The sequence below is a fragment of the Streptomyces nanshensis genome (assembly GCF_001751255.1).
Taxonomy (GTDB): domain Bacteria; phylum Actinomycetota; class Actinomycetes; order Streptomycetales; family Streptomycetaceae; genus Streptomyces; species Streptomyces nanshensis_A.
The window spans coordinates 1-14,101 of the sequence record NZ_LJGW01000383.1; the positions used below are offsets into that span (position 1 = coordinate 1).

The 14,101-nt window shown below is 71.1% G+C and carries 13 protein-coding genes and 1 pseudogene; 8 read left to right on the plus strand and 6 right to left on the minus strand.

Features of this window, described 5'->3' with window-relative positions; translation table 11 throughout:
• Positions 1 to 63: 63 nt before the first annotated feature.
• The gene (locus tag AN218_RS23535) at positions 64 to 594 is read right to left on the minus strand and encodes an NUDIX hydrolase (protein WP_070018899.1); all 531 of its coding nucleotides are present in this window, start codon (positions 592 to 594) and stop codon (positions 64 to 66) included.
• Between the two features lie 88 nt (positions 595 to 682).
• Complete coding sequence (locus AN218_RS23540) at positions 683 to 2,056, minus strand: NsdA family TPR-like regulatory protein (RefSeq protein ID WP_070018900.1); 1,374 nt, start codon at positions 2,054 to 2,056, stop codon at positions 683 to 685.
• Between the two features lie 230 nt (positions 2,057 to 2,286).
• On the opposite strand from AN218_RS23540, the gene AN218_RS23545 reads away from it, so the two are divergent.
• The 6 genes from AN218_RS23545 (at position 2,287) to AN218_RS23570 (ending at position 8,005) form a co-directional block, all read left to right on the plus strand.
• The gene (locus AN218_RS23545; RefSeq protein WP_070018901.1) at positions 2,287 to 4,035 is read left to right on the plus strand and encodes an NsdA family TPR-like regulatory protein; all 1,749 of its coding nucleotides are present in this window, start codon (positions 2,287 to 2,289) and stop codon (positions 4,033 to 4,035) included.
• A 62-nt stretch (positions 4,036 to 4,097) separates the two neighbouring features.
• A complete protein-coding gene (locus tag AN218_RS23550; protein WP_070018902.1) occupies positions 4,098 to 4,688 on the plus strand; it encodes an N-acetylmuramoyl-L-alanine amidase in 591 nt (196 codons plus the stop codon).
• Positions 4,689 to 4,814: 126 nt separating this feature from the next.
• Complete coding sequence (locus AN218_RS23555) at positions 4,815 to 5,828, plus strand: 1-aminocyclopropane-1-carboxylate deaminase/D-cysteine desulfhydrase (protein ID WP_079132505.1); 1,014 nt, start codon at positions 4,815 to 4,817, stop codon at positions 5,826 to 5,828.
• 10 nt (positions 5,829 to 5,838) lie between these two features.
• Complete coding sequence (locus AN218_RS23560; protein WP_070018903.1) at positions 5,839 to 6,324, plus strand: GNAT family N-acetyltransferase; 486 nt, start codon at positions 5,839 to 5,841, stop codon at positions 6,322 to 6,324.
• Between the two features lie 266 nt (positions 6,325 to 6,590).
• On the plus strand, positions 6,591 to 7,013 hold the full coding sequence (locus tag AN218_RS23565; protein ID WP_055486106.1) for an ATP-binding protein: 423 nt from the start codon (positions 6,591 to 6,593) through the stop codon (positions 7,011 to 7,013).
• A gap of 134 nt (positions 7,014 to 7,147) precedes the next feature.
• A complete protein-coding gene (locus AN218_RS23570) occupies positions 7,148 to 8,005 on the plus strand; it encodes an RNA polymerase sigma factor SigF (protein ID WP_375537800.1) in 858 nt (285 codons plus the stop codon).
• A gap of 90 nt (positions 8,006 to 8,095) precedes the next feature.
• Here the strand turns inward: AN218_RS23570 and AN218_RS23575 are convergent, their stop codons facing one another.
• Positions 8,096 to 8,542, minus strand: a complete 447-nt coding sequence (locus tag AN218_RS23575; RefSeq protein ID WP_070018904.1) for a hypothetical protein — start codon at positions 8,540 to 8,542, stop codon at positions 8,096 to 8,098.
• 78 nt (positions 8,543 to 8,620) lie between these two features.
• Here AN218_RS23575 and AN218_RS23580 point away from each other — a divergent pair, with 78 nt between their 5' ends.
• Together AN218_RS23580 and AN218_RS23585 are read left to right on the plus strand one after the other, a co-directional pair.
• Positions 8,621 to 9,589 (plus strand): diacylglycerol/lipid kinase family protein, encoded by a 969-nt coding sequence (locus tag AN218_RS23580; protein WP_070018910.1) that lies wholly within the window; start codon positions 8,621 to 8,623, stop codon positions 9,587 to 9,589.
• Positions 9,590 to 9,900: 311 nt separating this feature from the next.
• The gene (locus AN218_RS23585) at positions 9,901 to 10,164 is read left to right on the plus strand and encodes a WhiB family transcriptional regulator (protein ID WP_016469673.1); all 264 of its coding nucleotides are present in this window, start codon (positions 9,901 to 9,903) and stop codon (positions 10,162 to 10,164) included.
• A 178-nt stretch (positions 10,165 to 10,342) separates the two neighbouring features.
• Here the strand turns inward: AN218_RS23585 and AN218_RS23590 are convergent, their stop codons facing one another.
• The 3 genes and pseudogenes from AN218_RS23590 to AN218_RS23600 form a co-directional block, all read right to left on the minus strand.
• The gene (locus AN218_RS23590; protein WP_070018905.1) at positions 10,343 to 11,836 is read right to left on the minus strand and encodes a sensor histidine kinase; all 1,494 of its coding nucleotides are present in this window, start codon (positions 11,834 to 11,836) and stop codon (positions 10,343 to 10,345) included.
• Positions 11,837 to 12,301: 465 nt separating this feature from the next.
• Positions 12,302 to 13,402: an SIS domain-containing protein gene (locus AN218_RS23595; RefSeq protein ID WP_070018906.1), complete on the minus strand. Its 1,101-nt coding sequence runs from the start codon at positions 13,400 to 13,402 to the stop codon at positions 12,302 to 12,304.
• Between the two features lie 187 nt (positions 13,403 to 13,589).
• Positions 13,590 to 14,101, minus strand: a pseudogene (locus tag AN218_RS23600) (glycoside hydrolase family 3 protein); the annotation flags it as partial.

A 14,101-nucleotide genomic window follows, 5' to 3' on the forward strand; every position in this document is an offset into this window, starting at 1 on the left:
CCCCGGCCCGGCCGCTGGCAGTGCGGCGGCCCGGGGGCCGGTCCGTCGACGAGACGCGGTGCGCTATCCGAAGCGCAGCCGGTAGAGCATCAGCAGCGCCGCGGCGGTGTTCGCCGCGGGCACCTCGCCCTTGGCGATCAGATCCGGCGTCTCCTTCAGCGGCACCCACTCGCGCTTGTCCGACTCGAAGTCGTCCTCGGGGTGCCCCTGGTAAGTGGCGCTGTCCGACCAGTAGATGTGATGCCGCGCGTCGGTCAGACCGTTCGCGGGCTCGACCGTCATCAGATGCCGGAGCGTGCCCGGGCGCCAGCCCGTCTCCTCCAGCATCTCCCGTGCCGCCGCGTCGGCGAGGTCCTCACCGTCCTCGACCACCCCGGCGGCGATCTCCCACCCCCAGCTATCCGTGATGAAACGGTGCCGCCACAGCAGCAGCACCTCGTTGCGCTCGTTGACCGCGGTGGCCATGGCCACCGGCCGCAGCCGGATCAGATAGTGATCCAGATGACGGCCGTCCGGCAGCTCTACGTCCGCGAGATTGACCCGTAACCACTGGTTCTCGTACACCGTGTGTTCACCCAGGTTCTTCCATCGCACGTATGTGCCCCCTTCCTGACGGAGGTTGGGCACATCCCAGCACGCCGCGGCAGTCCCCTGACAGAGGCACCGCCCGGCCGGCCTTCCGTCAGAAAGGCACCCGCAGCGTCTCCTCGATCAGCTCCGCCGCCTTCGCGACCGGTGTGCCGGGGTGCCGCAGAAGGCTCTCCCGTACCTGCCGCATGCGCTGCCGCAGCAACTGTGATTCGATGCCCTGCGCCTGATCGGCCATCCGTACCGCCGTCTCCGCAGCGCGTTCCGGCGAACCGGTGCGCAGCTCCACGCCGGTGAGCGTGACCAGCCGGTTGACCCGGCCGCGCACATGGGCGGGTGCCCTGGCCGCCTCCTCGGCATACCGCCGCGCCGGGTCCAGCTCGCCGAGTACGAGGAGCGCCTCCGCCAATCGCACCTGGACCAGGCCCGGTTGGACGTAGTCGGTCTCCTCGGGCTCCTCCTCGGGACGAATGCGGGTGGAGCAGTTCTCGGCACTGCGCATGCAGTCGTGGGCGCTCCGCCGATCGCCGATGCGCGCGTACGCCTTGGCCTGCATCGCGTACAGGTCGGTCGCGAGCGCCGGGGTGGAGTGCGGCCCCGGCGTGCGTAAGACCGCCTCGGCACAGGCGATGGCGCGCCGGTTGTCGCGGAGATACAGGGCCTGGTTGACGAGCAGCGAGACGACGTAGCCGCCGAAGGGCCGGTCGCCGGAGGCCTTGGCGAGGCGCAGCGCCTGGTGGAAGTAGCGCTGTGCCAGGCCCTGTTCGTCGGCGTCGTACGCGCAGATGCCGCCGACCGCGGCCAACGCACCGGCGGCGCGGCACAGTTCGCGTCCGGTGCCGTCGTCGTAGTCGCCGCGCAGCAGCGGTGTCACCTCGCCGGTGAGGAAGTGGACGACGCGGGGGCGCGTGGCGACGCCGCCGGCGTTGCGGTAGAGGTGCTCGTAGTGTCCGCGCGCGGCGTGCAGCAACTCCACGTCCACGTCCGAGACTTCACGTTTCCCCCGGTGGGAGACGTCGACGTCGTCGGGCGGGTTCTCCCACTCCCACACCGGCGCGACCGCCGCCGCGCCCGTCAGCAGCGAGGGCCCGGGGGCCTGGGCGTGCAGCTCGTCGGAGCGCCAGGAGACCGCGGCGCGCTCCACGAACCGTCCCAGCGGAGCCGGTCCGTCCTCCTCCCCGTCCGCTCCGGATGGACGGGGTGACGTCGGCGGCGAGCCCGGTGGGCCGGCCATGCCGATGTCGGCGAGCGTCAACGCGCGCTCCAGGCGCGCACCGAGGATCTCGCATATCAGCTCGGGCACCCGGCCCCGGGGACGCTGGCCCTTGACCCAGCGCGCGACGGCCGTGTGATCGTAACGCAGAGTCACATTCTGCTCCGCGCCGAGGCGATTGACTCTCATGGCCAGACCGGCCCGGGAGATTCCGGACTGGTCAAGCAGTACGTCCAGTTGACTGTTGGGCTCCATCTCGCCCTCCGGTCGTCCAACCCTTGTTTCAGAGAGTAACGGAACATCCGTTCACACGGGGTGTGAAAGTCGCACCTCTGCGTGCGCGCGGCACATGCTCCCCAACAAGCGGAAGCTGCGGTTCGCTTGGAAGCACTCCGCACGCGACACCGCGCCGGAGCAGACGAGGAGGAAAAACACCGTGAACGACCCGATCCGATTCCGCTTCCACACCCTCCGGACGGTGCGCCGTGCCGCCCGCTGAGTACCGGCGCCGGGACCCGACGCCGAACACCGCGCTGCGCTCGTTAGTCGACGAAAGCGAGTGGACCCAGGAGGCGTTCGCGCGCGCCATCACCCGTCTCGGCGCGAAGGCGGGGGTGCGGCTGAGCTACGACCGCACCAGCGTGGCCCACTGGCTGCGCGGAAGCCGCCCCGCTCCGCGGGTGCAGGGGTTCATCGCCGAGGCGCTCTCCCGCCGGCTGGGGCGTCCCGTCGAGGTGACCCAACTGGGCATGGGCGACGGGCAGTCCGGCGGTCCGGGACCGCGCGTGAGGCGGGCCGACGGCGCGGGCGCCGCCCGGGGCCGCCGGTACGGAACGCAGGACCGTACGGAATCCGGCACCGCCGCCGGGACCGTCTCCGCGACCGCTTCCGACACCGTCTCCGACACCGCCGCTTCCGACACCGCGTACGGCGCCCGACTCCCCGCCGGAGCCGCCCGGTTGAGCACTCCCGCCGGTGAACAGGCCCCGCTGGCCGACCGGTTGGCCGCCCTCACCGCCGCCGTCGTCGGTCCGCCGCGCGCGGACCAGCCGCCGCCCGCGCCGTACAGGCTGGCGCTCACCACCGCCGCGGTCCTCGGGCCCCGGAAAGCCGCCACCACCGGGACCGCCGGAGACGAGAAGGCCACCGGGACGTCAACTGCCCCCGAAACGCCCGGAGTCCGCACCCCCGAACACAGCCGCCCCCTCGCCGAGGAGCCCTCCGAGACTCCCGAACCCCTCCGACCCCGTCCGCCCCGGGACTTCCCCTCCCTCTCCCGGGGCGGACGGCCCGCCCGGCGCACCACGCCCGACGAGGTCGCCTCCGTACGCGAGCACGCCCGCTTCTTCGCCCAGCAGGCGGACCGCCACGGCGGAGGCCACATCCGCACCCCGCTCGCGGCCTGCCTCGCGGGGCTGGTGCGCCGGCTGCGCGAGGGCGGAGAGGGCCCGTACCACCCCCAACTCGTCGCGGGCGCCGCCCGGTTGAGCTATCTGCTGGGCCGTGTCTACGCGGACGAGCAGCGCCACGGCCTCGCCCAGCGCGCCTTCGTCACAGCGGCCCAGCTCGCCGCCGAGGGAGAGGACCCCGAGGGCGTCGCCCTCGTACAGCGGGCGCTCAGCTCACAGGCGTACCAGCTCGGCCACCGGCGCCAGAGCCTCGCGCTCGCGCAGGCCGCGTGCGAGACGGCGCCCACCGATGCGGCGCCTTCCACCCGCTCGTTCCTCTTCGCGGGGCTGGCCGTGGCACGCGCCGCCGAGGGCGAACGCGACCCGGCGCTGGCGGCACTGCGCCGCGCGGAGTACGAACTCGCTCGCGCGCCCGCGGACTTGACGACGGGCCCGGAGACGCCCGACGGCGGCGAGCCCGTCGGCTCGTACCAGGACGCGGCGCTGCACTACCAGGCGAGCCAGGTGCGCGCCGCCCTGGGCGACCAGGACGGCGCGGTCCGCGAACTGCGCGCCTCGCTGCGCTCCCGCCCCGCCGGTGAACGCCGCTCGCGCGCCCTCAGCCAGGCGGAGCTGGCCGAACTCCTGCTCTCCCGGGGGCGCTTGGCGGAGGCGTGCTCGGCGTGGCAGACGTTCCTCGGGGACTCGGCGCTCGTAAGGTCCGGGCGTGTCCGCCGAGCCCGCGACCGGATGCCGCGGCTGCTGCGTCCGTACGTCCACGAGCGGTGCGCGCAGGGCCTGTTGACGCGTGCGGGCTTCCCGCTGCGCGGGCCGGGCGCGGAGTAAGCCCGCGGCGGGATGGGCATGACCCTCGAACACACGAGAGCGCTAGGAAGGTACGGGGAGAGATGGCCACACCCATCACAGCAAGCGCGTTCATCGCGGCCCTCAAAAAGGAGGGCGTGACGGTCGAAGAGGTACGCGACTGGCGCAACCACAACCGCAATCACAAGGGCCCCTGGGGCCCCGTGCACGGGATCATGATCCACCACACCGTGACGAGCGGCGCCAAGGAGACGGTCGACCTCATCTACGACGGCCGCTCCGATCTCCCCGGACCGCTGGCGCACGGGGCCATCACCAAGGACGGCACGGTGCACCTCGTCGGCCACGGCCGCGCGAACCACGCGGGGCTCGGCGACGACGACGTGCTACGCGCGGTGATAGCCGAGGACGATCTGCCCAAACCCAACCAGATGAACACAGACGGCAATCGGTACTTCTACGGCTTCGAGTGCGAGAACCTCGGCGACGGCGACGACCCGTGGCCGGACGCACAGCTCGACGCCATCGAACGTGCCGCGGCCGCCCTGTGCCGGCACCACGGCTGGAACGCCGCCTCGGTCGTCGGCCATCTGGAGTGGACGAACCAGAAGTCCGATCCCCGCGGCTTCACCATGGACTCCCTGCGCAAGCGCATCGCGTCACGGCTGAAGTGACAGCGTCCCGCGGCCGCCGCCGGCGCGGGAACGGAAGCGGGACGCGGCCGGACGGGAGCCACGCTTCGGAAGGGGCGGAGGGACAACGGAGGCGACGGGAGGCGCGGGCGGCGCGACAATGCACAGGTGAACCGCAGCGCCCCCGCCCCTCCCCCGCACCGCCCGCACCGCCCGCGAGCCCCGCGGCCGCGCCCCGGCGGCGCCGGAGCGGACGCGCTCCTCGACGCGCTCGACCCCCCGCCCGTACTCCCCTCCCCGCACGAGGAGTTGAGCGACGAACGCTTCGCCGCGCACGGCGTACGGCTCTTCCTCAAGCGCGACGACCTGATACACCCGACAGTTCCGGGCAACAAATGGCGCAAACTCGCCCCTAATCTGCGCGCCGCGCTCGACGCGGGCCATACGACGCTGCTGACGTTCGGCGGCGCCTACTCCAACCATCTGCGCGCCACCGCGGCCGCCGGCCGGATGCTCGGCCTGGCGACCGTCGGCGTCGTACGCGGCCACGAACTGGCCGCCCGCCCGCTCAACCCCTCGCTCGCCCGCTGCGCCGCCGACGGCATGCGGCTCCACTTCGTCACCCGCGCCGACTACCGGCGCCGCCACGAGGCGGACTTCACCGACCGGCTGCTCCACGACGCGGACGCCGACGCCGCCGGGCGCCGGGCCGTACGGGACGCCTTCCGCATCCCCGAGGGCGGCAGCAACTCCCTTGCCGTACAGGGCTGCAAGGCACTCGGCGAGGAGCTGCGCGGACGCACCGACGTCGCCGCCGTCGCCTGCGGTACGGGCGGCACCCTCGCCGGACTCGCGGCGGGGCTCGGACCGGACCAGCGCGCCCTGGGCGTCCCCGTACTGCGCGGCGGCTTCCTCGACGGCGACATAGGTGAGCTGCAACGTTCGGCCTTCGGCGGGCCGCGCGGCCGGTGGCATCTGGACGAGCGCTTCCACTTCGGCGGCTACGCACGCGGCGGCCCCCAACTGGAGGAGTTCGCCTCCGACTTCGCGGCCCGGCACGGCCTTCCGCCACTGGAGCGCCTCTACGTCGCCAAGCTGCTCTTCGCCCTCACGACGCTCGCCGGGGAGGGCGCCTTCGCGCCCGGCAGCACCGTGACGGCCGTTGTCACAGGTCCGCGTTAGCGTCGGCGGCATGATCAGAGCCGCCACACCGTCAGACGTCCCGGCCCTCCAGGAGATGATCCGCGAACTCGCGGCGTACGAAAAAGCGTTGGAGCACGCACGCGCGACGGACCGGCAGCTCCACGACGCCCTGTTCGCCGATCACCCCGCGGTCTTCGCACTGATCGCCGAGGAGGACACGGAGAGTGACCCCGTCGGTTTCGCTCTGTGGTTCCTCAATTTCTCCACATGGACCGGCACTCACGGTGTGTATCTGGAGGACTTGTACGTCCGCCCCTCCGCCCGCGGCTCCGGGTACGGGAAGCAACTGCTTTCAGCCCTTGCCGGAATCTGTGTCGAACGGGGTTATGAACGCTTCGAGTGGTGGGTATTGGACTGGAACGAACCCTCAATCGGTTTCTACAGATCACTCGGCGCCGAACCGATGGAGGACTGGACGGTCTTCCGCATGTCAGGGGACCCCCTGAGAAGACTGGCCGACGGCAACACAGCGTAACCACTTCGGATTTGCGAGCCCCGACCCCTAGCCACAGACAGTACCCATATGTTTACTATGGGTGACGCTCACGTGATGGGGAGCTGCGGTTCGTCGTAGATCCGTGCGGGCGACATCCGCTCGTGGATCGCGATAGCGTCGCAGGCGAACCATCGACGGCGTCAGTCCGTTGGTTCCCCGTGGAGAAGATCCACGGGCTGCGCGGCGGACCGACGCACTCGTACAGCGAACGAGCCGAACCGGCTTGTGCCACTTTGGAGGTGAGGGTGTCCCAGATCGCAGGTGAGCCCGTGGGGCAGGACGGACAGGACTTCGTCGAGGTCCGGCTGCCCGCGGCGGGTGCCTATCTGTCGGTGTTGCGGACGGCCACTGCCGGACTCGCGGCCCGCTTGGACTTCACCCTCGACGAGATCGAGGATCTGCGCATCGCCGTCGACGAGGCGTGCGCCATCCTTCTCCAGCAGGCGCTGCCGGGCTCGGTGCTCAGTTGCGTCTTCCGGCTCGTCGGCGATTCTCTGAGGGTCACCGTCTCGGCACCCACCACCGACGGCAGGGCACCGGAGCGCGACACCTTCGCCTGGACGGTGCTCTCCGCCCTGGCCGGCGAGGTGGATTCGGCGGTGTCCGACGACCGTACGGTCAGCATCAGCCTGCACAAGAAGCGCGGTGCGGGCCCCGGAGCGCCGTGACTGACCACGAGGCACGGGAGCATTGGGCAGGCCGCGTCGGTGCGGCGGCCGACCCGGTCGTGCCTGAACAGGCCAGGCCGCACCCCGCCGACCCCAGCAGTCAGCGACCGGAGCAGGCAGAGCGGGCGGACGCGATGGACATGCAGCAACAGCAGGAGACGCACGGACACGGCATCGCACACGGACACGAGCACGGCGCACGCACGGCACGGGCCACGCAGTTCGCGCACTTCGATCCGCACGACCGCAGCGGTGCACGCTCCATGTTCATCGCGCTGCGGAATCTGCCCGACGGCTCTCCCGAGCGTGCCGAGCTGCGCAACCACCTGGTCCGGATGCACCTCCCCCTCGTCGAGCACCTGGCCCGCCGCTTCCGCAACCGCGGCGAACCGCTCGACGACCTCACCCAGGTCGCGACGATCGGCCTGATCAAGTCGGTCGACCGCTTCGACCCGGAGCGCGGCGTCGAGTTCTCCACGTACGCCACCCCCACCGTCGTCGGTGAGATCAAGCGCCACTTCCGCGACAAGGGCTGGGCCGTGCGCGTCCCGCGCCGCCTTCAGGAACTGCGCCTCTCGCTCACCTCGGCCACGGCCGAGCTGTCCCAACTCCACGGCAGGGCCCCGACGGTGCACGAGCTGGCCCAGCGGCTGTCGATCTCCGAGGAGGAGGTGCTGGAGGGCCTCGAATCCGCGAACGCCTACAGCACGCTCTCCCTCGACGTCCCCGACACCGACGACGAGTCGCCGGCCGTCGCGGACACCCTCGGCGCGGAGGACGACGCGCTGGAAGGCGTGGAGTACAGGGAATCGCTCAAGCCGCTTCTGGAGGAACTGCCCCCGCGCGAGAAGAAGATCCTGCTGCTGCGCTTCTTCGGCAACATGACGCAGTCGCAGATCGCGCAGGAGGTCGGCATCTCACAGATGCACGTATCGCGCCTGCTGGCACGGACGTTGGCACAACTGCGGGACAGGCTCCTCGTCGAGGAGTGACCGAGACCCCACCGTTCGCACCGCCCGTCGCACCATGAACGGGCGGTGCGGGCGTTCCAGGGCCGTATCCCGCGCCCGTAGAAGAGGCTGTCAGGCGTCGCGCGGTCCGATGCCCAGCGCCTCGGTCGCGGTGGGATTGACCAGGCAGGCGAGCACCGCCGCCCCCGTCAGCGCGATGAGGATGCCGCCGGCCGTCCACACCCCGCCGTTCTGTGCCATCTGGTAGCCCGACGGCAGCGCGATGAGCTGGACGATCATCGACGGTCCGCGGCTCCACCGCCGGCACAGCCACAGTCCGCGCGCGGCCGCCAACGGCAGTACGGCCAGGGCCAGTACGGTCACCGCCATCGTGACCGCCTGCACCATGCCGTCCGGCTTGTCCGTGACGAGCTTCACCAGCGACACGACGCCGAACGCGGCCACGACCGCACCTTCAAGAGCGGTCAGCGCCGCGGCGGCCGTCAGCCGGCGCGGACGGTCGGAGGGGGCGCCGCCCTGCGGGGCCCCGGCGGAAGGCGTCTTGTTCGGTGTCGGCACGGTGAAGAGCGTAGTCCCCCTCGTGGAGACGTCGGCAAGGCCGGGGCGCCGTCGCGGTCGATGGGTACGCTGCCCTGCATGCGCGCACTTCTCGTCGTCAATCCGGTAGCCACCACGACCAGCGTGCGGACACGTGAGGTCATCACCCACGCGCTCGCGAGCGACCTCAAGCTGGACGTGGCGACGACCGAATCCCGCGGCCACGCCCGTGAACTGGCGCGGCTGGCGGCGCAGAACGGCGAGACGGAGCTGGTGATCGCGCTCGGCGGCGACGGCACCGTCAACGAGATCGTCAACGGCCTGCTGCACGAGGGCCCCGACCCCGAGAACCTCCCCCGGCTCGCGGTCGTGCCCGGCGGCTCCACCAACGTCTTCGCGCGCGCCCTCGGCCTCCCCAACCACGCCGTCGAGGCGACCGGCGTCCTGCTGGACGCCATCGAGTCGGGCCGGGAGCGCACCATCGGGCTGGGGTTGGCGTCGGGAGTGCCGGAGACGGACGACGCGGGCGTACGGCCCCGCTGGTTCACCTTCTGCGCCGGCCTCGGCTTCGACGCGGGCGTCGTCGGCCGCGTCGAGCAGAAACGGGAAAGCGGCAAGCGCTCGACCCACGCGCTGTACGTACGGCAGGTGTTGAAGCAGTTCGCGATGGAGGAGCACCGCAGCCGCGGCACGATCAGACTCGAACGCGAGGGCCACGAACCGGTCGAGGAACTGGTGGCGTCGATAGTCTGCAACACCGCGCCGTGGACCTATCTCGGCAACCGTCCCGTCTACGCCGCTCCGCAGGCGTCCTTCGACACCGCCCTCGACGTGCTGGGACTCTCCCGTCTGACCCCGCTGGCGATGAGCCGCTACGGCACCCAGCTTCTGACTTCCAGCCCGCAGCGCGGACCTCGGGGTAAGCACGCGGTAACCCTGCACGACATCGGTGAGTTCACCTTGCATTCGCAGGTGCCGCTGCCCTTTCAGATGGACGGTGACCATCTGGGAGTGCGGAACAGCGTGAACTTCACAGGCGTACGCCGTGCACTGCGTGTGATTGCTTAAGTCGAAGCCCGAAAAGTCCTTCCAGTCGAACGTTTAGCCAGGGGTCCACCCCCTGGAAGTACGCCTGTGAGTGATGCGACACCAAGGAATCAAAAAAAACTTGGCGGAAGGGGTTGTATCCGCCGCCGAGGTTTGCGAGTCTCTTCATGGCGATCGGGCGGCCCCTCACGGAGGCCCCCAGACGCCCGAACCCCCTCTCTCATCTCCTGGGACCCGCATCACAATTGATCGGCAACCCTTCCCTTGCGAGAGGATTCGTGAAAGCGTTCACATTCACAAGCCCAGCACACTCACGAGGAGAGGTAGCAGCCATGGACTGGCGTCACCACGCCGTTTGCCGCGAGGAAGACCCCGAGCTGTTCTTCCCCATCGGCAACACTGGTCCTGCGCTGCTGCAGATCGAGGAAGCGAAGGCCGTCTGCCGCCGCTGCCCCGTCATGGAGCAGTGTCTGCAGTGGGCCCTGGAGTCCGGTCAGGACTCCGGTGTCTGGGGAGGCCTCAGCGAGGACGAGCGCCGCGCGATGAAGCGCCGCGCCGCTCGCAACCGGGCGCGGAACAACGCCGCGACCGCCTGAGACTGACGCCCCACACCCGGCCACCCGCTGCATCCCGAGCCGCAGCGCGCAGTACCCCTAAGCGCACCGCGTTCCATACAGACGTCGAACCCCGGCCCCGGAGGCCGGGGTTCACGTATTTTTCCGGTGCGCTTTCCGTGACGTTTTCCGGGCCGCCGCTCAACTCCCTTATTCCGGCTCAGCGTTCGCGTTTCTCCACCGAGACCGGAAGGTCGAAGACCACGCGGGTTCCGCGATCGGGTGCGGGAAGCATGTCGAACTCGCCGCCCAACTCGCCCTCGACCAGGGTCCGTACGATCTGCAGGCCCAGATTTCCGGCGTGCTTGGCGTCGAAGCCCTCGGGCAGGCCGCGGCCGTCGTCCTGGACGGTGACGATCAGCCGTCCCGGTTCCTTGTCCTTGTCCTTGCCCTGGGCCGGCGTGCGGACGGCGCCGACTTCGATGGACCCCTGCTCGCCCGTTCCGAAGCCGTGTTCCAGGGCGTTCTGAAGGACCTCCGTGAGGACCATGGACAACGGCGTGGCGACTTCCGCCTCCAGGACGCCGAAGTGGCCCGTACGGCGGCCGGTCACACGGCCCGGGGAGATCTCCGCCACCATCGCCAGGACGCGGTCGGCGATGTCGTCGAACTCGACGCTCTCGTCCAGGGTCTGGGAGAGCGTCTCGTGGACGATGGCGATCGAACCGACGCGCCGTACCGCCTCGTTGAGCGCGTCGCGTCCGCGGTCGGAGTCCATCCTGCGGGCCTGAAGCCGCAGCAGCGCGGCGACCGTCTGGAGGTTGTTCTTCACGCGGTGGTGGATCTCGCGGATCGTGGCGTCCTTCGTCATCAACTCCCGTTCGCGGCGCCGTACTTCCGTGATGTCGCGGAGCAGGATGAGCGAGCCGATGCGGGTGCCCTTGGGTTCGAGGGGGATGGCGCGGAGCTGTACGACGCAGTCCTTGGCCTCGACTTCGGCGCCGCGCGGCGCCCAGCCGCTGGCGAGCTTCACCAGCGCCTCGTCCACCGGGGCCCGGGACGGGGCGAGTTCGGCGGTGACCTGGCCGAGGTGGAGGCCCACGATCTCGGTGGCCAGGCCCAGACGGTGGTACGCGGAGAGGGCGTTGGGGCTCGCGTACTGGACGATGCCGTCGGCGTCGAGCCTCATCAGCCCGTCGCCGACGCGCGGCAGATGGTCGATGTCGAGCTGCTGTCCCGGGAAAGGGAAAGAGCCGGCCGCGATCATCTGCGCGAGGTCGGACGCGCTCTGGAGATAGGTCAGTTCGAGCCTGCTCGGCGTACGGACGGTCAGCAGGTTGGTGTTGCGTGCGATGACGCCCAGGATGGTGCCCGCCCGGCACACGGGGATGGACTCGACCCGTACGGGCACCTCCTCGCGCCACTCCGGGTCGCCCTCGCGCACGATCCTGCCCTCGTCGAGCGCGGCGTCCAGCAGGGGCCGCCGGCCGCGGGGCACGAGGTGGCCCACCATGTCGTCCTGATGGGACGTGGGGCCGGTGTTCGGCCGCATCTGCGCGACGGAGACATAGCGCGTGCCGTCCCGCGTGGGCACCCACAGCACGAGGTCCGCGAAGGAGAGGTCCGAGAGGAGCTGCCACTCGGAGATCAGCAGATGCAGCCACTCCAGATCGGTGTCCGTGAGGGCGGTGTGCTGACGTACGAGGTCGTTCATGGAGGGCACAGCGGCGAGCCTACCGGCGGGCGGGATCCGGGCGTCGCGGGCACGGGTACGGGCGTCGGCGGCGGACGGCCCACGGGACTGCGGACGCAGCTACGAAATCCGTTGCGCAAAGCACCGGTTCTTCGTCTCCTGGTGATGAATATCGCCGATGGCATGGACAGACAGGAGTGGTCTAGTCCACAATGAACCCGAAGTAACAGAGGCTCGCCCTCCCCGCACAGGAGGGTGGAGAGAGACCCCGCGTCGTCTGCCCTGATTGCGCCGAGGGTCTCCGGCATCGGGCTGCGGTGCCGGACGGGTTGAGGGTCCCGCCGGCGCCGCGGCCCGACGTATGTCCGGTGCCGGGTCCGCTGCGAGGTCCGTCAGGGGCGGGGCGCTCCGCGCGGACGGTGCCGCACCCTGCGCCCCTCCGACTCCGCGCCCCTCCCCCGTCGTTCGGCCCGTGACGGGCCCGGTTCAGCGGGTCTCGGTCACCTTGGCCAGCGCGCGCGGTGCGTCCGGGTCCTGGCCGCGGGCGATGGTGACCTCGTACGCGAGCATCTGGAGCGGGATGATCTCGAGGATCGGCTGCAGCTCCTCCGGCAGCCCCTCGGTGGGCAGCGCGAAGCCCGCCGACGCCCGCTCGACCTCCGCGGCGTCGCCGATGACGACGAGGTCCGCGCCCCGGTCGCGGAGGCGGTCCAGGACGGGCTGAAGCGCCTCGCCGCCCTTGCCGTCGGTGACCACGGCGATGACCGGCGAGATGTTGTCGACCATGGCGAGCGGGCCGTGCAGCAGATCGGCGCCCGAGTAGGACAGGGCGGGGATGTAGCTGGTCTCCATCAGCTTCAGGGCCGCCTCCTTCGCCGTCGGATAGCCGTAGCCGCGGGAGGTGAGCACCATCCGCTCGGCGAAGCGGTAGCGGCCCGCGAGGGTCTTGACCTCCTGCCGGCGGTCGAGCACCGACTGCGCGAGGCCCGGCAGCAGTTCGGCCTTCCCGGCTCCCGAGCCGCCGCGCATGCCGTCCACCAGGAGGTAGAGCGCGAGGAGTTCGGCGGTGTAGGTCTTCGTCGCCGGAAGGGCCTTCTCCGTACCGGCGAGGACGTCGATGTGGAACTCGCTGGCCGCGGCGAGCGGCGAGGCGGAGTTGTTCGTCACCGCCAGCGTCAGGGCGCCCGCCTCGCGTGCGGCCTTCGTGGAGGCGACGAGGTCCGGGGAGCCGCCGGACTGGCTGACGGTGATGACGAGGCAGTCGGCCAGATCCGGCCGGGCGCCGTAGGCGGTGGTCGTCGACATCGACGTCAGACCGCAGGGCTTGCCGAGCAGGATCTCCAGCAGATACTTCGCGTAGAGCGCGGCGTTGTCGGAGGTGCCGCGCGCGGTGAGCAGGACGAAGCGGGGGCTACGGGCCGCGATCTCCTCGGCGATCTCACGGATCCTGGGCGCTCCCTCGTCGAGGATGCGGCGCAGTACGGCCGGCTGCTCGGCCATCTCACCGGCCATGATCCGGCCCGGGGCGGAGCCGGTACGGGCCGTCGACGAGTGCTGCTCGGGTGTCGGTGCCGGCGAGGCGGACATGCGGACGGCCTCCAGATGAGGTGTCGGTGCGGGATCGCACGGGACGGTCGGACGGGCTGGACGATCGGGACAGGGCGGTCGGGCGAGCAGGCGGACGGGACGGTCGGGCGGACGGAGGGCGGCGCACCGGCCACGGCTCGGCAACCGCCGGGCGGTTCCCGGCAGTTGACCTACACCGCCCGTCGCGTCACCGGCCCGTGGCCTCGCCGGAGACGACCTCCGCGGCGGCCCTCCCGCACACGCGGGCGGCTCCGTGGGTGGCGATGTGCAGCGCTCCGGCGGGCGGCGCCTGGGGCACTCCCATCTCGACCACAACGCTCTCCGTACGGGCCGCGAGCAGTGCGTCCAGCGCCGCCGCCATCCAGGGATGCCGGTGCACGTCACGTACCACGGCGACGATCCTACGGCCGGCCGCATCGGCGAGCACGCGCTCCACCAGTCCGGACGCACCGCCCGCGGTCTGGGCGTCGTCCGCCCCGTACGTCGCCGCGGTCGTCCCGGGCAGCGGGCGCGTCAGCTCCGCTGCGACGCCCCAGGGCGTCTCCCCGCCGACGGCGATGTTCGCGGTCGGGGTGAACGAGGCGACGAACGGCGGCTCGGTGAGCGGCTCCCAGGACGGCGACGCGGTGACGCGCAGCGCGCGGCGGGCCGCTTCGAGCCCCACTCCGGAAGCGGCGACGGCACCGCCCTCGCCCGATG